The sequence below is a fragment of the Jejuibacter sp. L23 genome (genome assembly GCF_050815825.1).
Classification (GTDB): Bacteria; Pseudomonadota; Gammaproteobacteria; order Enterobacterales; family Enterobacteriaceae; genus Jejubacter; species Jejubacter calystegiae.
The window spans coordinates 1,599,158-1,623,281 of sequence record NZ_CP138199.1 but is presented as its reverse complement, the minus strand read 5'-3'; the positions used below and the strand labels follow the sequence as shown (position 1 = coordinate 1,623,281).

At 60.2% G+C, this 24,124-nt stretch carries 20 protein-coding genes and 1 pseudogene; 7 read left to right on the top strand and 14 right to left on the bottom strand.

The window, feature by feature from the left end; all coding sequences use genetic code 11:
• Nucleotides 1-28: 28 nt before the first annotated feature.
• Nucleotides 29-1,228 carry an S-methyl-5-thioribose kinase gene (mtnK, locus tag SCU88_RS07370; RefSeq protein WP_175339647.1) on the top strand — a complete coding sequence of 400 codons (1,200 nt, stop codon included), beginning with the start codon at nt 29-31 and terminating at the stop codon, nt 1,226-1,228.
• A 41-nt stretch (nt 1,229-1,269) separates the two neighbouring features.
• On the opposite strand, the gene SCU88_RS07365 is transcribed toward mtnK, so the two are convergent.
• From SCU88_RS07365 to SCU88_RS07320, 10 genes and pseudogenes are all read right to left on the bottom strand, one after another.
• Nucleotides 1,270-2,295, bottom strand: a complete 1,026-nt coding sequence (locus tag SCU88_RS07365) for a GTP-binding protein (RefSeq protein WP_175339646.1) — start codon at nt 2,293-2,295, stop codon at nt 1,270-1,272.
• A 25-nt stretch (nt 2,296-2,320) separates the two neighbouring features.
• Nucleotides 2,321-2,518 (bottom strand): YbdD/YjiX family protein, encoded by a 198-nt coding sequence (locus SCU88_RS07360; protein WP_138096372.1) that lies wholly within the window; start codon nt 2,516-2,518, stop codon nt 2,321-2,323.
• Nucleotides 2,519-2,776: 258 nt separating this feature from the next.
• Nucleotides 2,777-4,879, bottom strand: a complete 2,103-nt coding sequence (gene cstA, locus SCU88_RS07355; RefSeq protein WP_175339645.1) for a pyruvate/proton symporter CstA — start codon at nt 4,877-4,879, stop codon at nt 2,777-2,779.
• Between the two features lie 287 nt (nt 4,880-5,166).
• Nucleotides 5,167-5,286: a type I toxin-antitoxin system Hok family toxin gene (locus SCU88_RS07350; RefSeq protein ID WP_431810157.1), complete on the bottom strand. Its 120-nt coding sequence runs from the start codon at nt 5,284-5,286 to the stop codon at nt 5,167-5,169.
• Nucleotides 5,234-5,383: pseudogene (locus SCU88_RS07345) on the bottom strand (DUF5431 family protein); the annotation flags it as partial. The gene SCU88_RS07350 and the pseudogene SCU88_RS07345, both read right to left, overlap by 53 nt.
• Nucleotides 5,384-5,634: 251 nt before the next feature.
• Nucleotides 5,635-6,048: a proofreading thioesterase EntH gene (gene entH, locus SCU88_RS07340; protein WP_175339643.1), complete on the bottom strand. Its 414-nt coding sequence runs from the start codon at nt 6,046-6,048 to the stop codon at nt 5,635-5,637.
• Between the two features lies 1 nt (nt 6,049).
• Nucleotides 6,050-6,802, bottom strand: coding sequence for a 2,3-dihydro-2,3-dihydroxybenzoate dehydrogenase (gene dhbA / locus SCU88_RS07335; RefSeq protein ID WP_175339642.1), 753 nt, complete (start codon nt 6,800-6,802; stop codon nt 6,050-6,052).
• The gene (locus tag SCU88_RS07330) at nt 6,799-7,653 is read right to left on the bottom strand and encodes an isochorismatase family protein (protein WP_175339641.1); all 855 of its coding nucleotides are present in this window, start codon (nt 7,651-7,653) and stop codon (nt 6,799-6,801) included. Before SCU88_RS07330 ends, dhbA begins: the two co-directional genes overlap by 4 nt.
• 13 nt (nt 7,654-7,666) lie before the next feature.
• Entirely contained in the window at nt 7,667-9,283 is a 1,617-nt protein-coding gene (locus SCU88_RS07325) for a (2,3-dihydroxybenzoyl)adenylate synthase (protein WP_175339640.1), read from the bottom strand.
• 9 nt (nt 9,284-9,292) lie between these two features.
• Nucleotides 9,293-10,465 (bottom strand): isochorismate synthase, encoded by a 1,173-nt coding sequence (locus SCU88_RS07320; protein ID WP_175339639.1) that lies wholly within the window; start codon nt 10,463-10,465, stop codon nt 9,293-9,295.
• 211 nt (nt 10,466-10,676) lie between these two features.
• Between SCU88_RS07320 and fepB the strand changes: the two genes are divergently transcribed.
• Entirely contained in the window at nt 10,677-11,621 is a 945-nt protein-coding gene (gene fepB, locus SCU88_RS07315; RefSeq protein WP_138099192.1) for a Fe2+-enterobactin ABC transporter substrate-binding protein, read from the top strand.
• Here the strand turns inward: fepB and entS are convergent.
• On the bottom strand, nt 11,616-12,878 hold the full coding sequence (gene entS / locus SCU88_RS07310) for an enterobactin transporter EntS (protein ID WP_175339638.1): 1,263 nt from the start codon (nt 12,876-12,878) through the stop codon (nt 11,616-11,618). The two genes, fepB and entS, sit on opposite strands and share 6 nt — an antisense overlap.
• Before the next feature lie 114 nt (nt 12,879-12,992).
• Here entS and fepD point away from each other — a divergent pair, with 114 nt between their 5' ends.
• The 4 genes from fepD (at nt 12,993) to chaB (ending at nt 16,077) form a co-directional block, all read left to right on the top strand.
• Nucleotides 12,993-14,000: a Fe(3+)-siderophore ABC transporter permease gene (gene fepD / locus SCU88_RS07305; protein WP_175339637.1), complete on the top strand. Its 1,008-nt coding sequence runs from the start codon at nt 12,993-12,995 to the stop codon at nt 13,998-14,000.
• A gap of 59 nt (nt 14,001-14,059) precedes the next feature.
• Complete coding sequence (gene fepG / locus SCU88_RS07300) at nt 14,060-14,989, top strand: iron-enterobactin ABC transporter permease (protein WP_431810156.1); 930 nt, start codon at nt 14,060-14,062, stop codon at nt 14,987-14,989.
• On the top strand, nt 14,986-15,777 hold the full coding sequence (fepC, locus tag SCU88_RS07295; protein WP_138096361.1) for an iron-enterobactin ABC transporter ATP-binding protein: 792 nt from the start codon (nt 14,986-14,988) through the stop codon (nt 15,775-15,777). Before fepG ends, fepC begins: the two co-directional genes overlap by 4 nt.
• Nucleotides 15,778-15,846: 69 nt before the next feature.
• Complete coding sequence (chaB, locus tag SCU88_RS07290) at nt 15,847-16,077, top strand: putative cation transport regulator ChaB (protein WP_175339635.1); 231 nt, start codon at nt 15,847-15,849, stop codon at nt 16,075-16,077.
• 50 nt (nt 16,078-16,127) lie between these two features.
• Here chaB and SCU88_RS07285 read toward each other — a convergent pair whose 3' ends face one another.
• From SCU88_RS07285 to fes, 3 genes are read right to left on the bottom strand one after another with little or no spacing between them, the layout of a single operon-like run.
• The gene (locus tag SCU88_RS07285) at nt 16,128-20,057 is read right to left on the bottom strand and encodes a non-ribosomal peptide synthetase (protein ID WP_175339634.1); all 3,930 of its coding nucleotides are present in this window, start codon (nt 20,055-20,057) and stop codon (nt 16,128-16,130) included.
• A 9-nt stretch (nt 20,058-20,066) separates the two neighbouring features.
• Nucleotides 20,067-20,282 carry an MbtH family protein gene (locus SCU88_RS07280; RefSeq protein WP_138096351.1) on the bottom strand — a complete coding sequence of 72 codons (216 nt, stop codon included), beginning with the start codon at nt 20,280-20,282 and terminating at the stop codon, nt 20,067-20,069.
• 56 nt (nt 20,283-20,338) lie between these two features.
• On the bottom strand, nt 20,339-21,559 hold the full coding sequence (gene fes, locus SCU88_RS07275; RefSeq protein ID WP_175339633.1) for an enterochelin esterase: 1,221 nt from the start codon (nt 21,557-21,559) through the stop codon (nt 20,339-20,341).
• 267 nt (nt 21,560-21,826) lie between these two features.
• On the opposite strand from fes, the gene SCU88_RS07270 reads away from it, so the two are divergent.
• Nucleotides 21,827-24,109: a FepA family TonB-dependent siderophore receptor gene (locus SCU88_RS07270; RefSeq protein ID WP_175339632.1), complete on the top strand. Its 2,283-nt coding sequence runs from the start codon at nt 21,827-21,829 to the stop codon at nt 24,107-24,109.
• Nucleotides 24,110-24,124: the final 15 nt, after the last annotated feature.

The following is a 24,124-nucleotide window of genomic DNA, read 5'->3' as shown; positions in this document are numbered from 1 at the left end:
TATCGGTAACAGAATGAGGACTGGAAGCATGTCGCACTATCACACCTTTACCCCCACAGATGCGCTGGCTTATGCCCGGGAGCACGCTGGACTGGCGGATCCTTCGGTCCTGGTTTCTGCCAGCGAAGTAGGCGACGGTAACCTCAATCTGGTATTTAAAATCCTCGACAGTGATGGCATCAGCCGCGTTATTGTGAAACAGGCTCTGCCCTGGGTGCGCTGCGTGGGAGAATCCTGGCCGCTGACGCCAGATCGGGCGCGGCTTGAAGCCCAGACCCTAATTGAACACTATCGCCACGCTCCCCGGCATACCGTGAAAGTGCTGTACCACGATCCTGAACTTGCCACCATCGTGATGGAAGATCTCTCTGACCACCAAATCTGGCGTGGTGAACTGATTCAGGGCCGTCACTACCCTCAGGCTATCGATCAACTGGCGGAATATCTGGCGCAAACCCTGTTTCACACCAGCGATTTCTGGCTGCCACCCCACGATAAAAAGCGCCAGGTGGCCAACTTTATCAATCCGGCGATGTGTGAGATCACCGAGGATCTGTTCTTTAACGATCCTTATCAGGAACATCCGCGCAATAACTATCCTGAACAGCTGGAGTCAGAGGTAGTGCAACTGCGTGAAGATGAGCCGCTGAAAGTGGCCGTCGCGGGTCTTAAGCATCGCTTTCTGACCCACGCAGAAGCCCTGCTCCACGGCGATATTCACAGCGGTTCGCTGTTTGTGGCCAACGACAGCCTGAAAGCCATCGATGCCGAATTCGGCTATTTCGGTCCCATAGGCTTTGATTTGGGCACCGCCATGGGCAACCTGCTGCTGAACTACTGCGGTGCGCCGGGGCTGTTAGGCATCCGTGAAGCGGCGGACGTTCGCGAGCAGCGACTCCTGGACCTGCGCGCGCTATGGCTCGGCTTCCACCAGCGCTTTCTGGCTCTGGCCCACGACAAGAGCCGGGACGCAGCGCTGGCCAGCCCCGGCTACGCCGAAGCTTTCCTGCAAAAGGTCTGGTTCGACTGCATCGGTTTTTGCGGTACAGAACTGATTCGCCGCAGCGTGGGGCTTTCTCACGTGGCGGATCTGGAAGGGATTCAGGATGAGCGGATGCGACTGGCCTGTATCAGCCACGCGATTACGCTGGGACGGACGCTGATTGTGCTGGCCGACAGGCTGGACAACGTGGACGAACTGATTGCCCGTATCCGCCAGTACAGTTAATGACGAGCGCGGCCCCGACTGACTTCGGGACCGCATTATTATTACGCCGCTGTCGCCGCAAACCCGGCGCGCAGTTCATCAACCGGCAGATAGCGGCCGATAATCACCAACCGGGAAAAGGCGCCGTCTGGCGATTCCCACTCTGCGCCATAGTCGAAGCCCACCACCTTGTGAACCCCCTGCACCACCAGGCGCTGTGAGTTATCCGCGATAGCCAGCACCCCTTTATAACGCAGCATATCGTTGCCGTACGTTTCGATGCACTGCTCCATAAAGGCGCCAATCTTTTTCAGATCCAGCCTTCCGGCTTCGAACACATGGGCCTGAATAGCGTCATCCCAGGAGCGCTGCCCCTGAGGCGCCTGACGGAACGGCATAAAGCGCTGAGGCTGTTCGGCACCGGCGCGAATAATGTGAAACCCTTCGCTGACCGGATTTGCATCGCTCAGTTCAAAAGCGCCGATATCCAGCCACAGCTCCGCCGGACATTCGCCGTTGGTAATGTGGAGAATCTCCGCCTTGCTGTTAATGCGATGGATACGCGCCAGCGCCGCCTCGACCTGCGCCTCGTCACACAGGTCCGCTTTGGTCAGCAGAATACGGTCGGCGAAACCAATCTGGGCCGCCGCCACCGGATGCTCATCCAGCTGGCGCTGGACATGCTGGCAATCGGCCAGCGCAATCACCGCATCCAGCCGCATGGCTTCACGCAGTCGCTCATCGACAAAGAAGGTCTGGATCACCGGCCCGGGATCGGCGAGCCCGGTGGTTTCGACAATCAGCCGATCAAACTGAATATCGCCCCAGGCGCGCTTATCCAGCAATTCGTTCAGGGCGGCGCTGAATTCACCGCGCACGCTACAGCAAACGCAGCCGTTGGAGAGTTCCACCACATTCACGCTGTCGCCGCCGCGCAGTAGCGCGCCGTCGATATTGACGGCGCCGAATTCGTTTTCCAGTATCGCGACGGGGGCGTCGCCGTGGTGGGTCAGAAAATAGTTGAGCAGGGTTGTTTTACCTGCGCCGAGAAAGCCGGTCAGTATGGTGACCGATACCACATCATTCATATCAGGGTCCTTCAGAAACGACACATCAGCAGCAGCGCGCGCCGCCTTTACCGCCGTATCGCGCGTCCTGGCGATCGCGGAAAAACTCTTCATAGGTCATCGGCGTCTGCTCCGGGTGGTTCAGACGCATATGCTGTACGTAATTATCGTAGTCGGGTACGCCTACCATCAGCTTTGCCGCCTGACCGAGGTATTTACCCGCTTTTGCCAGAGAATCAAACATCTGTTGTTACCTCCATATTCCACCCTCTCCCAGAGGGAGAGGGGAAAAACCGGGGAGCTTTGCCCTCATCCCTTTGGGAGAGGGGAAAAAAACCGGTGACCTTTGCCCTCGTCCCTTTGGGAGAGGAGAAAAACGGGTGACTAACTGCCCCCTCTCCCCTTTGGGGAGAGGGACGGGGTGAGGGGATTCACCAGAGCGCTCTGAAGTGCTCTCACCCTAACGAACCAGCCTCCCACGAAGGAGAGGCTTTGACAATATTTAGTGCGCGTTTTTCGCCTGGGCTACGATCTGGTCGACATTTTCCGACATTGGCTGGTACGGCGTTTCACGCGCCGTCGGGCTTTCACTCTTCAACGCCTGACGCGCGCACTTCAGCGAAAATAGCGCCAGCACCACGACCACCACCATAAAGTACAGGGTCAGACCGGCGTCCAGACGGTTATTAAACACCAGTTGGCTCAGCTGCGACTGGGTGTACTGGGCCGGGATATTACCGCTGTCGATCATCGCCTGAAACTTATTGGCCACCGCCAGGAAACCGACCCGGGCATCGGTACTGAACACTTTCTGCCAGCCCGCGGTCAGGGTACAGACCAGCAGCCAGGCGGTGGGTAGCAGCGCCACCCAGGCATAACGCTGACGCTTCATCTTAAACAGCACCACCGCGCACAGCAGCAGAGCCATCGCCGCCAGCATCTGGTTGGCGATACCAAACAGCGGCCACAGGGTATTGATGCCGCCCAGCGGATCCACCACCCCCTGATGCAGGAAGTAACCCCAGGCCAGCACGCACAGCGCGGTCGCCAGCAGGTTGGCAGGCAGCGATTCGGTACGCTTCAGCGACGGGGAGATTGTTCCCAGCAGATCCTGCAGCATAAAGCGGGCGGCACGGGTACCGGCATCCACCGCGGTCAGAATAAACAGCGCCTCAAACAAAATCGCGAAGTGATACCAGAAGGAGACATCCATCAGGCCACCCAGCGCCCCGTGCAGAATATAGGCCATGCCTACCGCCAGGGTAGGCGCCCCGCCAGCGCGGGAAATAATGCTCTGTTCCCCCACCTCTTCGGCAATACGATGCAGAATATCCGGCGTCACCGAAAAGCCCCAACCACTCACCACCTGAGCCGCAGAAGCCACTACATCGACGGTTCCCGCCGGTGCCAGCATCGCCATCGGGCTATTCATGGCAAAGTAAACGCCGGGATCGATAATACAGGCCGCCACCAGCGCCATAATCGCTACGAAGGACTCCATCAGCATACCGCCATAGCCAATCAGGCAGGCCTGATTTTCGTTAGCCAGCATCTTCGGCGTGGTGCCGGAAGAGATCAGGGCATGGAAGCCGGAAACCGCGCCGCAGGCAATGGTAATAAACAGGAACGGGAACAGATCCCCTGCCCACACCGGCCCGGTACCGTCAACAAATTTGGTGATCGACGGCATGGTCAGGGTCGGGCGCATAATCAGAATGCCGATCGCCAGACCGACGATGGTGCCAATCTTCAGAAAGGTCGAAAGGTAGTCACGCGGCGCCAGCAGCAGCCATACCGGCAGTACCGCCGCCACAAAGCCGTATCCCACCAGAATCCAGGTCAGCTGAACGCCGGTAAAGTCAAACCAGGAGGTATATTCGCTCTCGGCTACCCAACCGCCAGAGATAATGGCGAAAATCAGCAGCACCAGACCGATAATCGACACCTCGCCAATGCGACCGGGGCGCAGATAGCGGGTGTAGATCCCCATAAAGATCGCCAGCGGAATGGTAAAGGCTACGGTATAAGTGCCCCAGGGGCTGTGGGTCAGCGCCTTCACCACAATCATCGCCAGTACCGCCAGAATGATCACCATAATCATAAAGCAGGAGACCAGCGCGATAACCCCCGCGACCTTGCCCATCTCTTCTTTCACCAGCTCTCCCAGGGAGCGACCATCGCGGCGAGTGGAGACAAACAGCACCATAAAGTCCTGCACCGCACCAGCCAGGACCACACCGGCCAGGATCCAGATCATCCCCGGCAGGTAGCCCATCTGGGCTGCAAGCACCGGCCCCACCAGCGGCCCGGCACCGGCGATAGCGGCAAAATGGTGGCCGAACAGCACTTTTTTATCGGTCGGTACATAGTCAAGGCCATCGTTATGGCGCACCGCAGGCGTCATTCGGGTGGCATCCACCGACAGCACGCGCCTGGCTATCCAGATTCCATAAAAACGATAAGCGATCAGATAAACGCAGACCGCCGCCACCACTATCCATAGCGCGTTAATCTGCTCCCCGCGATTCAGGGCGATATAGCCGAGCGCAAAAGCCCCCAGCAGTGAAAGCCCTCCCCACAGAAGGTATTTCCCTAGATTATTCATTGTCTTATCCGTTGTGTTGGTCAAAAAAGAGGAAGATGTATGTCAATTTGTATCTATAACACGCAGCGTGATTTAACAATGTTGAAACCAGATAAAACAGCCTGGCTACCCGGCATTTACATGACATTGCTAGCGAGATCACTAAGCTGGGCCTGGCGTGGTGGAATCTTGCACACTCAATGTGGGAAAAGGGCCTCCGGTTAAACCAGGAGGCCCTTTATAAAGACGCTTGTGGCTATGCCAGCCAACATCCCCTGAAAAGGCAGGGTCGCCCCTGCCTCCAGGTGCTACTTACCGGATTCGTAAGCCATGAAAGCCGCCACCTCCCGAACCCCATCCCGGTATCGAATTTCGCATAGCGATTTCCGGGTCAGGTACGTAAATATCAACAGTGTGAGACACAGGATACAAACGCACCAAATTAGGGTGTCGCGTGGTAGCTTCATTGCCTTCTTCTCCTTGCCTTTCGGCGGGTAAGAGGCTACTCTGATGCTGTTTGGACATAGGGTAAGCCTCGGGTTAATTGAAAAATGACTCGGGGCTTTCTTCTTTCTGCCGCACAACAAACCTTGCAGCCGTCATGAGGCAAAAGCCTCAAGCGCCGCGCCGATAATAACGAATAATGTCTCGCCAGGTTGCCTGGATATGCAGCGGTGCGATTAAGACAGAGAAAAAATGCAACGCCCCGTGGAAGGATGCATATTTGCAGGAATAACGCCCGCCCTCCTCCCTGAGAGCAGGCGTATCTGGTGAAATTAACCGATAACCGCCGTGGAAAGACGGCAGGTGCAGCTACGCTTGCCGCGCGCATCGAAGATGGCAATCTCCCAACACTGACTGCTGTTGCTGAGGTGCAGCGGGCGACAAACGCCCCGCACCTTACCGGAAGAGACGGCGCGGTGATGAGTGGCGCTCAGTTCTGTGCCAACCACGCACTGTCCCTCTTTGCTGGTTAGAAACCCGGCCATCGAGCCCATGGTTTCAGCCAGCGCTGCCGACGCCCCGCCGTGTAACAACCCAAACGGCTGAACGGTGCGGTGATCGACTTCCATCTCCGCCTCCAGTTCGTCGTCACCGATGTGTGTAAAAATAATCCCAAGATGCCCTACCATGGTCTGTCCGGCCATCTGGTTCAGCGCGTCCAGCGTTATCTCCCGTTTCCAGATCATCTCAGGCCCCCAGGGTTGAGCCGCCATCCACCACAATATCCTGTAGCGTGATATGGCTGGCCTGCTTAGAGGCAAGGAACAGGATGGTGTCAGCTATCTCCTGCGGGCGGGCTATCTTGCCAAGCGGTACGCCCAGCTTAAACTGCTGGGGATAGCCCTGAATACGCTTCTGTTCGGCGTCCGGCGTGGTCCACATCCCGCGCTGCATATCGGTATCGGTCGAACCCGGCGACACCAGGTTACCGCGCACGCCGTATTCAGCCAGCTCCAGCGCCACGGTCAGCGCCAGGCTTTTCAGCGCCGCTTTCGACGCGCCATAGGCCGACATGCCGATACGCGGAGTATGGGCCGCGTCAGAAGCTACCGTGACCAGCGCTCCACCCTGCTGGGCACGGAACTGCGCCATAGTGGCGCGGAAGAAGTTAAAGGCGCCGCCGACGTTTACCGCAAAGGTGTCCTGCCAGTCATTCAGCGGCAGCTCGTCGGTAGCGCCCATCCGCAGAATCCCTGCGGCGTTCACCAGAACATCCAGTCGATCGGTATCTTTTAACAGCCGCTGACAGACCTGCTCTACCTGTGCGGCGTCAGCCACATCCACCTGCTCGGTGGAAAAAGGGTAATCCGCCTGCTCAAAGGCGCGATCGAAGCCCACTACCCGGGCACCGGCTTCATGAAACGCCAGCGCGGTGCTGTAGCCAATACCCCGACCCGCGCCGGTCACCCACACCGTCTGGCCGTGAAAATCTGCCTTCATGACTTCGGCTCCCGGCTCAACAGCGCCCACCAGGCGTCCAGAGTCGGCTCTTTGGCGAGCATCACAAAATCGATATCGCCGTGCACCTTACGCCAGCGCGCCGCCAGCGCCATCATGCGCACCGAATCCAGACCGTAGTCGATCAGGTTTTCGTCATCTTCCGGCTCGTCGGATTCATCCAGCAGCGGCAGGATCAGGGCGCGCAGTTGCTCCTTGCTCTGGGGAACCGGCAGCAGATCCTCGGTCATCACCACGCGCCCGCTGCGCCCGGCGGTATATTTCAGCGCCATCAGGTGCTCTTCACGGCTGAAATCAGCCAGCGCATCCGCCACCATAAAGGGTTTGATATCGCGCATAAAAGCGTCGGTAGCGGTGGTCATACAGCCGATATGGGCATAGACGCCGCAGATGATCAGCTGATCGCGCCCGGTCTCCTTCAGCGCCTGCTCCAGCGGCGAACGGATAAAGGCGCTGTAACGCCACTTCACCAACACGGTATCCTGATCATCCGGCGCCAGCTGCGCCACCACGCCCTGTTGTTCGGGATGATTATTGATCCCCGGTCCCCACATATCGTTAAGCAGCGCGCGATCCTCGTCGCTCTGCTCTTTCGGCTGGGCTGTGTAGTAAACCGGAATATTGTTCTGCTTGCAGTAGTCGCGCAGCGCCGCAATATTGGCGATCACCTGGTCGATCATCGGGCAGTTGTCGCCCCAGAAATTGATGAAGTAATCCTGCATATCGTGGATCAGCAGCGCGGCGCGCTCCGGCTCAAAGGCCCAGCTCACTTTGTTTTCCGGGATATCCGCCGCAGTCGGCAGCGCATAGGCGTTCAGTTTTGGAATGGCCATTTTCGTTCTCCTTTTATTTTGTGGTCAGCCGACGTTCGGCAATCAACTGGCGCAGCCGCTTTTTATCGGGTTTGCCGACGTGGGTCAGGGGTAATTCGTCGACGATCTCCACCTTGTCCGGCAGCTTATAGTCCGCCACGCCCAGCTCACGCAGCCAGCGGCGTAGCGCCACCGGGCGTACCGGGCTGCGGGCCACGATAAAGGCGCAGCTCTTTTCGCCCATCAGCTCGTCTTCCATTGAAACCAGGGCGGCATGGAGCACGGCTTCATGGCGATGCAGCAGGTTTTCGATCTCTTCGGCGGCGATCTTCTCGCCTCCGCGGTTGATCTGATCTTTTTCTCGCCCCACCACCTTGATATAGCCCTGCTCGTCAATGACGATCAGATCGCCGGAGCAGTAAAAGCCGTTGGCGTCGAAGGCTTTCGCATTGGCTTCCGGGCTCAGGTAGTAACCGCGGAAGGTGTACGGGCCGCGGGTCATCAGGCGCCCCACTTCACCGGCCGCCACCGGGTTGCCTTCTTCGTCGGCAGCCCAGACTTCATCGTCCGGGCACATCGGGCGTCCCTGAGTGGTGAAAATGTGTTCGTCATCGTCGTCGAGCGCCGTGTAGTTCACCAACCCTTCCGCCATGCCGAACACCTGCTGTAGCTGGCAGCCAATCTCCGCCGGGATACGGCGCGCCAGGGCTTCCGGCAGGCGGGCACCGCCCACCTGCAACAGGCGCAGCGAAGCGAGCTGCCTGTTGTTACCCCACTCACGAATCGCCTGTAACCACAGGCTGACCGCTGGCGGCACCAGCGCAGCTACATCTACCTGGTAGCGCTCGATAAGCGGGAAGCACAGATTGGCGCTCGGATCCGCCGCCAGTACCACACAGCCCTCGCCGTAAAAGACCCCCAGCGAGCCCGGCGAACTCATGGCGTAGTTATGGGCGGCCGGAATGGCGCACAGGAAGCGGGTATTTTCATCGAAGCGGCAAATTTCCACGCTGCGGCGAATACTGTAGTAGTAGTCGTTGTGAGTGCGGGGTATCAGTTTCGGGGTGCCGGTACTGCCGCCGGAAAGCTGGAAAAAGGCCACTTCATCGGCGGCCGAGGGGGTCGCGACAAAGTTATCTTCCGGGGCTGCGATCAACCCTTCCAGCGAACGTTCACCGCTGTCGCCACGCAGAATAGCGGTGGTCAGCGACGGAAAGCGCGCCACCAGCGTCATCAGATAGTCGTCGTCGCGAAACAGGGCATGTTCGCGGTCGGCAATCAGCAACTTCGGCGTAATCTGGCTGGCGTAGGCTTCCAGCTCGGTTTTCTGATGACTGAACAACGCATTCACTGGCGCAACGCCAATCTTCAGCAGCGCGAAGAAAACAATGTAGAGCTCGGCTACGTTACCCAACTGCACCAGCGCGGTATCGCCGGTGGTCAGTCCCTGGCGTTGTAGCGCGCCCGCCAGCCGAGTCGCCGCCTGTTCCAGTTCGCGATAGCTGAAATGGCGCTCGCCCTCAATCACCGCGCAGCGATCGCTCTCAGCGTGGCGGCTCAGGATGTCGGTCAGCGGAACATCAATCCAGTAGCCCTTTTCGCGGTAACCTGCGGCCAGCTCTTCCGGCCAGCGATTAAAAGGAATCGTCATACCCTTTCCTCAGTTCAGTCCAAATACGTTGAGCATTGTCGATAGCTTGGTGCCGGTCTCATTCCACTCCGAAGTCGGGGATGAATCAGGCACGATGCCTGCCCCTGCGAACAGCCGAATCTGCTGTTCATACAGGCGCGCGCAGCGAATAGTCACCACCCACTCGCCGTTACCGGCGTCGTCGCACCAGCCGACAATGCCGCCAAAAAGTTCGCGGTCGAAGGGCTCCAGTTCGCCTATCAGACGCTGGGCCACATCGTTCGGGAAACCGCTCAGGGCCGGGGTTGGATGCAGCAGGCAGGCCAGCGACAGCGCATTCTCGCGACCATCGCGCACCTGGCCCTCAATGGGGGTCGACAGATGCCACAGCTGCGGCGTGGTTATCAGTTCCGGCCGGTCCGGCAGCGCCAGATAAGAGACTCGCGGCGCCAGCACGTCACGCATGGCATCGGTCACCAGTTGATGCTCATGGCGATCCTTGCGGGAGTTCATCAGAGTCTGACCCACCGCTTTATCCTGTACCGGATCTGCGACTCGCTTCGCCGATCCCGCCAGCGGCAGCGAGCTAAAAGCATTGCCGTTCATCCGCAACAGCAGTTCCGGGCTGGCGCCCATCAGCGCCCCGCCGTCGGCCAGCGGCACGTGGAAGTTATAACTGGCAGGGTTCAGCGCAATCAGGCGCTGCATCAGCGCTTCCCGATCGACAGCGCTTTCGGTAGTAATGTCGATCAGCCGCGACAGCACCACTTTATCGATACCGGGCTGGCTGGTGGCATAAGCGCCGCGCGCCACCATCTCTTCAAAGACCGGTTGTTCCGGGATCTCCTTGCGCCCCGTCACCGCCGGTGCACAAAAAGCCGCCGGATCCCTTTTCTGGTAATTCGCGCGAGAGAACGTCGTCACCTGCTCCGGAATAAACAGCGATGACGGCTTACGGGTATCAAAGGGAATGGCGCCAACCGCGATGGGTCTGGCAATACCGGCAGCCCGCGCCGAGGCAAAGGCCTGGGCCAGGCGACGCTGGAACGCGCCTCGCGGATCCGCACCGTCGGCGGCGGGAAGCTCGAGAGAGGCGAAATGGCCGGATGTCGCCAGGCTTTTCCAGGGCGACATAAAGAAAAATCCATCGGTTGCTGGCACTGCAACCACCTGCTGCCTCTCCTCAGCCACGATAGTTTCCATTCAATCCTCCGTAGAAATGATAAGGAATTTGATAATTATTATCATTTGTATTTTGATGCGTAAGCTACGTTCTGAAACTCCGTCTGTCAACAAAGGTAAAAAATTTTTAACATTCCCATCCCTTGCACGCCGTCGCGCTTAGCATGAAAATGAGAAACATTATTAACAACAGCCACAGGATGCCCTTACCGTGAAATACACCCTTGCCGCTATGCTTGCGGTCTTGCAGATAACGATTGGCCTTTTCGCTGTCACCTCAAGCGCCAGCGCCGCTGTCTGGCCGCGTGAAGTGACCGATATCCGCGGTACTCACACCCTGTCCCAGGCGCCGCAGCGCATCGTCTCGACCAGCGTGACCCTGACCGGCTCGCTGCTGGCCATTGATGCTCCCGTGGTCGCCAGCGGCGCCACCACGCCCGGCAACCGCTTCGCCGATGCCCAGGGTTTCCTGCGTCAGTGGAGCAGCGTTGCGAAAGCCCGCCAGATCCAGCGTCTGTATATCGGCGAGCCCAGCGCCGAAGCGGTAGCGGCCCAGATGCCGGATCTGATCCTGATTAGCGCCACCGGCGGCGACTCCGCCCTGGCGCTCTACGATCAGCTTTCCACCATCGCCCCCACGCTTATCGTTAACTATGACGATAAGAGCTGGCAGGCGCTGCTGACCGAACTGGGACAGATAACCGGCCACGAACAGCAGGCCAAAGCGCGCATCGACAGCTTCAACCAGCGGGTGGCGCAGCTTAAACAGCAGATAACACTGCCACCCCAGCCAGTGAGCGCGCTGGTCTTCAACCCGGCAGCCCATAACGCCAATCTGTGGACCCCCGCTTCGGCCCAGGGACAACTGCTCAGCCAGTTGGGATTTACCCTCGCCACGCCGCCAGCCAGCCTGCATACCAGCCAGAGCCAGGGAAAACGCAGCGATATCCTGCAACTGGGTGGTGAAAACCTGGCCAATGGCCTGAACGGCCAGAGCCTGCTGCTGTTCGCCAACGACGAACAGGACGCCGCGGCGCTGATGAAGGATCCGCTACTGGCGCATCTGCCAGCGGTGCAGCACCATCGGGTATGGCCGCTTGGCACCGAAACCTTCCGCCTCGACTACTACAGCGCCAGCCACCTGCTTGAGCGACTGGCGCAGCAGTTCAAATCATGATGCTTCTTCTACCGGCGTCTGGGCAGGCGCCTGGTAGAAACGCCGCAACTGACTGAACAGCAGCAGCACCAGTATCCCCGCCAGCGCTAACGCAAAACCGCTTACGCTGGCGGAACTGACCGGCGTCAGCGCCACGCCCATGCCCCCTAACAGCGCAGCGCCAATCGCATCGCCAGTCACGTTTTGCGCCGTCCACAGACCGTTAATACGGCCCAGCATCTGGTCCGGCGTCTGGGTCTGAATCAGGGTGTACTGCAACAGCGAACTGATGGCGCTCAGATAACCGAACAGCGCCAGACAGAAAGCGCCGCCCGCCCAGACCGGCATCAAGCTGAACAGCCCGACGGCCACAAAGGAGGCGATGGTCGCCCCCATCATCACCAGCCCCGGTCGCGCACAGTGGGCAATAGACCCGCTGGTCAGCGCCCCGATAGCCGCGCCGAGCGGCACCGCCGCATACAGCAGACCAATCTGCGATTCGCTCATCGACCAGTGTCCGGCCAGCGCCGGATAGAGCACCCGCACCGCGCTGGCCATGGTCAGCAGCGCGCCAATCAGCGCTACGCCCCCGACCAGCGGGTGGCTTAACAGAAAACGCAACCCTTCCACCAGCGACCGCAGCGGATGCTGACGCGGCTGTTCCGGCGGCGGCTGGCGTGGCAGGCTCAGCAGCGGCAATAGCGTGATAAAGGTGCCCGCCGCCGCCAGACCATAGTTCCAGGCCACACCGCCCCAGGCGAGCAGCAGACCGCCGAACATCGGCGAGATCACTGACCCCAGGCGCACCGTCAGCATGGTGATGGCCCCGGCCTGCATCAGGTTTTCGCGCCCCACCAGGCCAGGCGTCGCCGCCAGCAGCGCCGTCACGCCAATCGAGGCGAACAGCCCGTCCCAGATCCCCAGCAGGTAGATGGCGACCAGCGAGGGCTCCGGCAACATGGCATTCAGGCACAATCCAATAAAACCGATGCCGCAGGTGCTGCGGGCCAGCAGAATTAACCGCTTACGCTCATAGCGATCCGCCAGAACGCCGCCCGTCATCAGTCCCACAAACATCGCGCTGCCGGTAAGGGTGACAGCCAGCCCCACCTGCAGTGTGGAGCCCGTAAGCTGTTGGATCTGCACCGGCACGGCCACGCCGAGCAGTCCGAGAGAGAGAATAGAGATAAAACGCGCCAGGAATACCGCGCGGAAGGCGGGATGGCTTTTCAACAGGCTGAGATTCAGCCATAGAGAATGTTTAGAATTTTGCTTCATTACATGGCCTTATATAATTTTCCTTACCCGCTCCAGGGCCGCTCATGCTAACATAAACGAACAAGAGTGATAACGATAATAACTATCATTATCGAATTTTCAGGATTTGCGTTTATGTCGGCTTCTCGCTTGTCAGCACGCGGCGTTGTGCTGTTGAGCCTGGTAATAGTACTGGTGTTGATGGCGGCCCTGAGTCTGCTGATTGGCGCCCGTCCCCTCTCCCCTGATGTGGTATTACAGGCACTGGGCGGCCAGTGCCGCAGCGCCGATTGCGTTGTGGTGCTGGACGCCCGTCTTCCCCGTACCCTTGCCGGTTTGCTGGCAGGCGCTGCGCTGGGCGTCGCTGGCGCCTTAATGCAGACGCTTACCCGCAACCCGCTGGCCGACCCTGGCCTGCTGGGGGTCAACGCCGGCGCCAGCTTCGCCATCGTGCTGGGCGCCGCCATTGGGGGGATGTCCTCGCCCATGTCGTTACTGGGCCTTGCTTTCGGCGGTGCGCTGCTGGCCTCTGTTGTGGTAGCCCTGACCGGCAGCCAGGGCGGCGGTCAGCTAAGCCCGGTACGTCTGACCCTGGCGGGCGTGGCCCTCGCCGCCGTGCTGGAAGGCTTAAGCAGCGGTATCGCGCTGCTCAATCCGGTAGTTTACGACCAGTTACGCTACTGGCAGGCCGGTTCACTGGATATTCGTACCTTTTCCACTCTCAGGATTATTGCCCCAATGGTGGCCCTGGGGCTGGTCATGGCGATGCTGCTGGCCCGTGCGCTTAACAGCCTGAGTATGGGCAGTGATACCGCCACCGCCCTTGGCAGCCGGGTGGCGCGTACTCAAATCTTCGGACTGTTAACCATCGCCCTGCTGTGCGGCAGTGCCACCGCCCTTGTCGGCCCGATTGCCTTTATTGGTCTGATGATGCCCCATATGGCGCGCTGGCTGATCGGCCCCGATCACCGCTGGTCGCTGCCAGTGACCCTGCTTGCCACCCCGTCGCTGTTGTTGGGCGCCGATATTCTGGGGCGCCTGCTGGTGCCCGGTGAGCTTCGGGTATCGGTGGTCAGCGCCTTTATCGGGGCGCCGGTATTGATCTGGCTGGTCCGCCGCAGGCGGTCGGGAGCGGCCATGTGAATCGTCTCTCTCCTCGTCTTATCGCCATACTGGTCCTGCTGGCCGCCCTGAGTCTGGGCATGGGGATCTGGAGTCTCGCCAGCGGCGCGGTTCCGCTTAGCGCCCGCCAGGTGCTGGATGCCCTGCTCGGCCAGGGGGCGCGTAATGTGTCGCTGGTAGTGGTGGAATGGCGTCTGCCGCGCGTGCTGATGGCGCTACTGGTCGGCGCGGCGCTTGGCGTGAGCGGCGCTATCTTCCAGTCGCTGCTGCGCAACCCGCTCGGCAGCCCGGACGTCATGGGCTTTAATACCGGCGCCTGGAGCGGCGTACTGGTGGCGATGGTGCTGTTCGGCAATCACTACACCGCCATTGCCTTTGCCGCCATGGCGGGCGGTATTCTGACCTCGCTGGTGGTCTGGCTGTTCGCCTGGCGCAACGGCATCGAAACCTTCCGCCTGATTATTATCGGCATCGGCGTGCGCGCCATGCTGGTGGCCTTTAATACCTGGCTGCTGCTTCAGGCTTCGCTGGAAACCGCCCTTTCTGCTGGCCTCTGGAACGCCGGTTCCCTGAACGGCCTGACCTGGGGAAAAACCCTGCCCGCAGCGCCGCTGATTATTCTGATGCTGGTGGCAAGCGCCCTGCTGGTACGCCGGATGCGAATTATGGAGATGGGCGACGATACCGCCAACGCGCTGGGAGTTTCCGTTGAACGTTCGCGTGTACTGCTGATGCTGGTGGCGGTTCTGCTTACCGCCAGTTCCGTAGCGCTGGCCGGGCCAGTCTCCTTTGTGGCGCTGGTGGCCCCCCATATCGCCCATCGACTGAGCGGCACCGCCCGCTGGGGATTACTGCAGGCCGGGGCCTGTGGCGGCGTGCTGCTACTGGCGGCGGACTTGTGCGCCCAGCGCCTGTTTATGCCCTACCAGCTTCCTGTGGGTGTGGTCACCGTCAGTATCGGCGGCCTCTACCTTATTGCCTTGTTGATTCAGGAGTCCCGCAAAAGATGACCACAGCAACCCGACTGCGCGGCGAACAGCTTCGGCTGGGCTACGGTAAACAGATTGTGGTGGATAACCTTAGCGTCACCATTCCGGAAGGGAAGTTTACCGCCATTATCGGCCCTAACGGCTGCGGTAAATCGACGCTGCTGCGCACCCTGAGCCGCCTGATGAAGCCGATGCACGGCCATGTCTGGCTCGACGGCGAGCAGATCCAGAACTTCAATACCAAAGAGGTGGCCCGGCGTATCGGCCTGCTGGCCCAGAACGCCAGCGCGCCGGGCGATATCAGCGTACGCGAACTGGTCGCCCGCGGGCGCTATCCCCACCAGCCGCTGTTTTCACGCTGGAGCCAGAAGGATGAAGAGGCCGTGGTTCAGGCCATGCAGGCCACTGCCATAGAGTCACTGGCCGATCAGCCGGTGGATACCCTTTCCGGCGGCCAGCGCCAGCGCGCCTGGATAGCCATGGTACTGGCCCAGCAGACCGAAATCATGCTGCTGGACGAACCCACCACCTGGCTCGATATCAGCCACCAGATCGATCTGATGGAACTTCTGAGCGAGCTTAACCGCAATCAGGGCTACACCCTGGCGGCGGTACTGCACGACCTGAACCAGGCCTGCCGCTACGCCACGCACCTTATCGCCCTGCGCGAAGGGGCCATCATCGCCGAAGGAGCGCCGAAAGAGATCGTCACCGCAGAACTTATCGAGCGCATCTATGGGCTACGCTGCATGATTATCGAGGATCCGGTGGCCGGTACCCCTTTGGTGGTGCCGCTGGGGCGGGGGTAATTTCCCCTCCTGGCAGCAACGGCTAATCTCAACCACACTTACCCCATGGGTAAAAAGAGAGGGTCAGCCATGCCATACCAGACCAAAAGCGACTTACCGGACAGCGTTCAGAACGTGCTGCCCACCCACGCGCAGGAGATCTACAAAGAGGCTTTTAACAGCGCCTGGGATCAGTACAAAGACCCGGAGGATCGTCGCGGCGATGCCAGCCGGGAAGAGACGGCGCATCGCGTCGCCTGGGCTGCGGTCAAAAACGATTATCAAAAGGGCGATGATGATAAATGGCACAAGAAAAAGTAATCGATAAAAAACGGGCGGCCTGAGCCGCCCGTTTTGCCAGTGCTGCCGGGTCAATCCAGCGCCAGTACCTTTTGCAGTACCGGGCCGATATGGGTAAAGGCATCCGGGGCGATGATATCCACATGGGCGCAGTCTACCGGGAAGACGGCCAGCTCACTCACCCACGGCGCCCAGGCTGCCTGGGGCTCAAGGCCCGGCGTCAGGGTTCGTTCGGCGACAAACAGCGTCGCTTTACCGTCGAAGTGCGCGCTGTGGGCGCTGGTCAGCAGACGCACCGCATCGCCGTAGTTGCCTTCTATGGCCGCAAACAGCGCATCAGATCCCTGCCCCTGCTGGGCGGCGATAAAGGCTTCACGCTCGCGCTCAATCTCCGCCAGTACAGCGGGATCCAGTTCGTTTGCCCCTTTCTCTTCCCAGTTCTGAGTCTCCGGCGGCCAGGTATCAAGCAGCCCCAGGAAGGCCACCTCTTCCCCCGCCTGCCGCAGGCGTGCGGCAATGCCCTGCGCCAGGGTTCCCCCCAGCGAGTAGCCCATCAGGTAATAAGGCCCCTGGGGCTGACTGGCGCGCAGGGTCTGTAAATGCTGCTCGCAGACCTGATCCAGATTCGCCGCCTGCTGCATCGGCCCTTCCGGGCGCGGCGACTGAATACCCATAATCGACCAGCGCGGATCCAGCCAGCGCGTCAGCACGCTGAACTGCCAGGCAAAGCCGGAAGCCGGATGGAAGCACCACAGAGTCGGGCCATCTGCCTTGCGCAGCGGTAACAGGGTCTCGAAACCGGCGCGACTGGCCTGCTCTTCATCCTGTTCTGTAAGCAACGCGGCCAGCCCTTCCACCGTCGACGCCACCATCACCTGCCCCACGGTCACCGGACGACCCAGCTCGCGCTTAAGCTGCGCCGCCAGCCGCATCGCCAGCAGTGAATGGCCCCCCAGGGCAAAGAAATCGTCCTGGGCCGAATTGACCTCGCATTCCAGCAGACGGGCGAAGGCATCCGCCACCGTGCGCTCCAGACCGGGCGCTGGCGCCCGACCGCCACTGCTTTGGGCCAGTTGAGGCAGCGGCAGCGCTTTCCTGTCCAGCTTACCGTTAGCGCTGAGCGGGAAGGCATCTAACTGCACCAGCGCCACCGGCACCATATGGGGCGGCAGTTGCTGCTGTAGCTGTTCGCGCAGCGGCCCGACATCGAGCGTCGCGCCAGAAGCCGACACCAGGTATCCCACCAGCTGTCGGGCATCGCCGCCGCTGGCCGCCCCCGGGTTCAGCACGCAGGCGTGGGTCACGGCCCGGGCGACGTCCGGCAGTCCCTGCATCACCCGATCGATCTCGCCCAGCTCAATACGCTGACCGCGCAGCTTAAGCTGATCGTCGCTACGCCCCAGATACTCCACGGCGCCATTCGGCAACCAGCGCGCCACATCGCCGGTTCGGTACATCCGCTCGCCAGGAGAAAAGGGATCGGCGATAAAACGGCTGGCCGTCAGGTCCGGGCGCGACAGATAGCCCTGCGCCAGTTGAATGCCGGTCAGGTAGAGATCCCCGGCAATACCCGGCGCCACGGGCTGCATATCGCCATCCAGGATGCGCAGCCCGGTATTCCAGACCGGCCAGCCAATCGGCACGCTGCTGCCGCTTACCGCGGCAAGATGTTCGCCGTAAGCGGGATACCAGCTCACGTCCACCGCCGCTTCGGTCGGACCGTAGAGGTTATGCAGCGGCGCCCCGGTCAATCGCTCCCATTCGCGGCAAAGGTCGGCAGGTAGCGCTTCGCCGCTACAGAAGACCCGCCGCAGGCTGGCACAGCAGGCAATGGCCTGCTCATCACCCAGCGCCGCCACAAAGGCCGACAGCATCGACGGTACGAAGTGGGTTGTGGTGACCTGCCAGCGGGCGAACAGCTGCTGCAACGCCTGGGGATCGCGGTGCGCTTCCGGCGGCGCCATCACCAGCCGGGACCCCACCATCAGCGGCCAGAAAAATTCCCAGACCGAGACATCAAAGCTGCACGGCGTTTTCTGCAGCACCACGTCATCGGAACCCATCGGGTAGTGATTCTGCATCCACAGCAGGCGATTCACGATAGCCTGCTGCCCCACCATCACCCCTTTCGGGCGACCAGTAGAGCCGGAGGTGAAGATCACATAGGCCGTGTGTTCCGGACGTGACAATTCAAGCCGGTCCTGACTGACTTCGCCTCCGAGCGGCTGGGTCAGGCGCAGCGCCGTCAGCCCAGGCAGATCGGCGAAGCGCTCAGCCTGCAAATCATCGGTAATGATCAAACGCGGCGCGGCATCTTCCAGCATCATGCGCAGCCGCTCATCCGGATAGCCAGTATCCAGCGGCAGCCACGCGGCCCCCACTTCAACAATGGCCTGCAAAGCCAGCGACAGAAAGACCGAGCGCGGCTGTGCCACCGCCACGATATCGCCAGGCTGAACCCCCTGCTCAATCAACTGGTGGGCCAGCAGCAACACCTGCTGACGCATTTCACGATAGCTAAACTGCCAGTCATCATCCGCCAGCGCCGGTGCATCCGGCGTTAACTGCGCCTGACGGGCGATAAACTGACTCAGGGTGCCGGGTTCCAGCGTCTGTTCGGTGGCGTTCACCCGCTCAATCAGCGCTTTTTCATCGTCGTGCATCACCCCAGCCTGACGACAGGGTAGCTGCGGGTCCCGGGCCAGTTGCTTTATCAACAGCGGCAGACGCGCAATATGGCGCGCCAGAACGTCGGCGTCATAGCGCTGGTTATTGGCCAGGACTTCCATCGACAGTTCACCCTGCTCCCCCAGATACAGCGCGATCTCCAGATCCCGTACCGGGCCGGACGCAAGCTGGTGGGTAATCCCTTCAATACCGTCGAAATCCAGACGGTAGTCGAACATTTTCAGGTTAATCACCGGACCGTAGAGCGGTTCGCCATCCGCCACCCTTCCTGTATCGCGCTGTACCTGTTCGGCGTCGTAGCGCTGGTGGCGACGCAGTTTCTTCATCTGCTGCGCCAGGTCGGCGGCAAGGGAGGTCAGCGTGGCATCGGGGGCGATACGCACCGCATAAGGCAGCACGTTCAGCACCGGCCCGGTGGCGCACAGCGCCGCTGAACCAATGCGGCGCATAAAGATAAAACCGGCGGCGAATTCGGCCCGGTTGCTAAGACGCCCCAGCCACAGGGAAACCAGCGCCAGCGCTATATCGGCGCCGGAAAGCTGCTGGTCCTGGCCCTGGGTCGTCAGATGGCGGAAATCCTCATGATCGAAGGCTATCTTGTGGCGAATCAGTTGGGTGGTAGAGCCCTGACCGCTCAGGGGCAATTCAGACAGCGAGGCCGGTGGCGGCAACTGGCTTGTCTGTTCCGCCCAGAATGCCGCATCGCGCTGCCAGGCGGGAGCCTGACGGTAACGCTGATACTCCTCCACCACTTCACGGAACGGTATAAACGGTGAGGGTTCCGGCGCCTCCTGACGGCACAGCGCGCTATAGATATTGGCGATGCGCCGGGTGATGGCGGTAAAGCTAAAGCCGTCCACCACCATATGGTGATAGCGCTGATACCAGTACCAGCGCTGGTCGCCAATACGCAGCAGTTGGTGATGATAGAGCGGCTTACCGCTGGCGAGCCGTAAATCCGCAGAGAGATCCTGATGCATCCGCTCTCTGGCCGCGGCGATGGGATCGTCACAGCCGCGGAGATCCACAACTTCCGGCGCATCGAAACGGAAATCGTCATCAATCCACTGAATCGCCTCGCCGTCGCGCTCGCCAAAGCGCATGCGCAGGGTATCCGCCTCCGCCATACCTTCCAGAATCGCCCGGGACAGCAGCGCGCTGTTCACGTCACCGTTCAGTTCTACATAGTGAGCCACACTCCAGGCATTGGCCTGGGGCGAAAGCTGATCCGCCATCCAGATTCCAGGCTGGGCTGCCACCAACGGCATTTCATTTTGGGTAATCACGGGCGTAATGACCTCTGAGTCTGTCATGCGTTACCTCTACTGAAGCCGACGTGAGACAAAATGGGTGGGCTGCAAATCCTGCCAGTGGCTGTCGAGCCACTGATAGCACTGCTGCTGGCTCTGGGGACCGGTCACTGCGTGCCAGCCCATCGGCAGCGCACAGTGCGACGGCCACAGGCTGTACTGCATCAGATCGTTTGCGAGGATAAGAAATTGACCTGAGCGGTCGTCGAAGGGATTACTATGTTCCATGCCTTACTCCTGTCAAAAAAAGCGCTGGCGCGCCAGACGGCCAGACCGTCCCGGCGCTATGGAGATGGCGCGTCACGCCACAGGGCGCGTAGTCCATCAATCAGACCGCCGCGCCAGCAGAGCGCATCATGTCCGCCGTCAACCTCGCGCCAGAAAAGCTGCCGCTGTGTTTTTTGTAGTAATGGCACCAGTTGTTGGTGCGCCTGGTGAATCACAGGTTCACGCAGGCCAGCTTCCAGAAAAATTTTGATGGGTGACTGACCAATCGCCCCTTTACGCAGGCTTTCAACCAGCCAGCCGGGGGTATCGCCACCGCCACGATGCGGCCACCAGAACGAGCCAGACTGACTCAGGGCGCAGCCGAAACGCTCCGGCCAGTGCAGCACGGCATACAGCGCCGATAACCCGCCAAAGCTCTGCCCCGCCACCACGGTGGTCTCCGGCGCTTCATGCCACGTCTCAAAACGCCGCACCAGCGGTAACAGCTCTTCCTGAACCGCCAGCCAGAAATCGGGATTACAGGGCAGTTCACGCCCGCGATGCACATTATCGATAGCATCTATCAGCACATAGAGCGCTGGCGGCAGCTCGCCCGCCCGGGTCTGCGCCTGCAGCGCTGGCCAGACCGGCATGCTCTGCGCCCAGAACTGACCGTCGAGCAGAATCGCCAGGGGGCGCTGTTGCGGCTGCTGTTCCCCGGTGGCGAAAATCCAGACCCGACGCTGATTGCCCAGACGACGGCTGCGCCACTGAATACAGCGAGCTGACGCGGCGGCGGGGTGCGCCTCCTCCCACCCCGGTTGAGCGGGCGCCAGGGGCAGATGCAGCGCTGATACCGGATGACCGCGCCCGCCGCGCCAGCTATGGGGGTTAAAGGGATCGGCAATCGCCTGTGACAGCAGTTTGCGCCACCCTTCGCGCAGCGCCTGGCGGTCGGGCACCGCAGAGAGCGCCTCTGGCGAAAAATCCTGTTCCCGGGTGGAGGGAATCATACAGTAGCTGCCACGCCAGGTGGCGGGGAGCCGGGTGCTCCAGCGCCAGACGTCCGTACCGGGTATCCGGCTCAGACTCACGGGCTGAGAGCGCTGATGGTGATCGGTAACGCCGGTAATATAAAGCCAGACGTGGCGCACCCTGGAACGCTGTTCATCTCCTGCCGGGTCACGCCAGAAAAAACTGACCACGCATTGGGTGTCTCCCAACGGTTCCACCGTGGGGATTCCCTGCGCCTGTCTTGCCTGCCACCAGGCTTCACTTCCGGTTACCAGTGCGTCCACAAAAGCTTAACCTTATGTTAATCAAGGTAAAAAGAGACCGAGATCGAAAATAATAGATAATATTATTGATAATTATTTTCATTTGCAATAGCGTATTTCGGCGCAGCGGCCGGAAGAGCCCGCATGCAGGAAAAACAATAAATAAGCGCCTTACCGCCTTCCTGTTTTCAGGGGGGTGGATTTTGGCTGTATCAGGGCATTAGCCCCCTTCCCGCCCGGGACCCGGCAGCATGGAAGGGAGGCGGAGAAAAGCAGGACTCCAGATCAATGAACAAAAAGATTCAGTATTCACTGGCCATGCTGATTAACTTAGGAATCTACGGCGGCACGGTATCCGCACAGGCGGCAGAGCCCGCCGCGGCTGAAGAAAGCAGCACCGACGCGCCTGACGACGTCAATCAGGGCACCGCCACGGACAGCGCCTCTGTTAATGATGAAGACACCATGGTGGTCACCGCCGCCGAACAGAATCTGCAGGCGCCGGGGGTTTCCACCATCACCGCCGACGAAATCAAAAAGCGCCCACCGGCGCGCGACGTCTCTGAAATCATTCGCACCATGCCGGGGGTGAACCTGACCGGTAACTCCACCAGCGGCCAGCGTGGCAACAACCGTCAGATAGATATTCGCGGTATGGGTCCGGAAAACACCCTGATTCTGGTGGACGGCAAGCCGGTCACCAGCCGCAACTCGGTACGCCTGGGCTGGCGCGGCGAGCGCGACACCCGCGGCGACAGCAACTGGGTTCCGCCAGAGATGATCGATCGCATTGAAGTGATTCGCGGCCCGGCCGCGGTACGCTACGGCAACGGCGCGGCAGGCGGCGTGGTGAACATCATCACCAAACGCAGCGATAAAGAGTGGCACGGCAGCTGGAACACCTACTTCAACGCCCCCGAACACAAAGACGAAGGTTCAACAAAACGTACTAACTTCAGTCTGACCGGCCCAATGGGCGACGATGTCAGCTTCCGGCTGTGGGGTAACCTTGATAAAACCCAGGCCGATGCCCGCCTGATCAACGAAGGGCACCAGTCAGAGCGTACCGGGATCTATGCCGATACCGTACCCGCCGGGCGTGAAGGGGTGGAAAATAAAGCCATTAACGGCCAGCTACGCTGGGAGTTCGCTCCCATGCAGTCGCTGGAATTCGAAGCCGGCTACAGCCGCCAGGGCAACCTCTATGCCGGAGATACTCAGAATACCAACACCAACGATCTGGTGAAAGAGAAGTACGGTTCGGAAACCAACCGCCTCTATCGTCAGACTTACTCGGTCACCTGGACCGGCGCCTGGGATAACGGCGTCAGCACCAACACCTGGGCCCAGTATGAGCGTACCCGTAACTCGCGCATGGACGAAGGGCTGGCCGGGGGCACTGAAGGGATCTTCGCCAGCGACGACTTCGTGAATATCGACCTCAGCGATATTATGCTGCACAGCGAAGTGAATATTCCGTTCGACTATCTGTTTAATCAGACTCTGACGCTGGGTAGCGAATGGAACCAGCAGAAGATGAAGGATAACGCCTCTAATACCCAGAACCTGGCGGGTGGAGGGGTTGATGGCATCAGCGATAACCGCAGTCCCTACACCCAGGCCCAGATCTTCTCGCTGTTCGCCGAAGATAACATTGAGCTGACCGACTCCACGATGCTCACCCCGGCGCTGCGCTTCGATCATCACAGTATCGTCGGCAATAACTGGAGCCCGTCGCTTAACCTGACCCAGGGGCTGACCGACTCCCTGACCCTGAAGATGGGCATTGGCCGGGCTTACAAAGCGCCGAGCCTGTACCAGACCAACCCCAACTACCTGCTCTACAGTAAAGGCCAGGGCTGCTTTGCCAGCGGCACCCCCTGCTATCTGCAGGGCAACAGCGACCTGAAGGCTGAGACCAGCATCAATAAAGAGATTGGTCTGGAATTCAAACGCGACGGCTGGCAGGCCGGGGTGACCTGGTTCCGTAACGACTATCGCAACAAAATCGAGGCGGGTTACTCCCCTGAGTACACCAACTCTGCTGGCACCAATATCTACAAGTGGGAGAACGTTCCCAAAGCGGTGGTGGAAGGGCTGGAAGGTACCCTCAATATTCCGGTAAGCGATACCGTCACCTGGAGCAACAACCTGACCTGGATGCTGCAAAGTAAGAACAAAGAGACCGGCGATCGTCTGTCGATCATTCCGGAATACACCCTGAACTCGACCCTGAGCTGGCAGGTGCGCGAGGATCTCTCACTGCAGAGCACCTTCACCTGGTACGGCAGCCAGACGCCGAAGAAATACAACTATAAGGGTGAGCACGTTAGCGGCAGCGAGTCCGACAAGGTCAGTCCGTACAGCATTATGGGCCTGAGCGCCACCTGGGACGCCACCAAAAACGTCAGCCTGACGGCGGGGGTTGATAACCTGTTCGACAAACGCCACTGGCGCGAAGGCAATGCCCAGACCACCGGCGGCGATAAAGGCTATATGTCAGGCGCAGGCGCCGCGACTTTTAACGAGTCCGGCCGAACCTGGTATATGAGTATTAATACTCAGTTCTGATAGCATAAGGGAGAG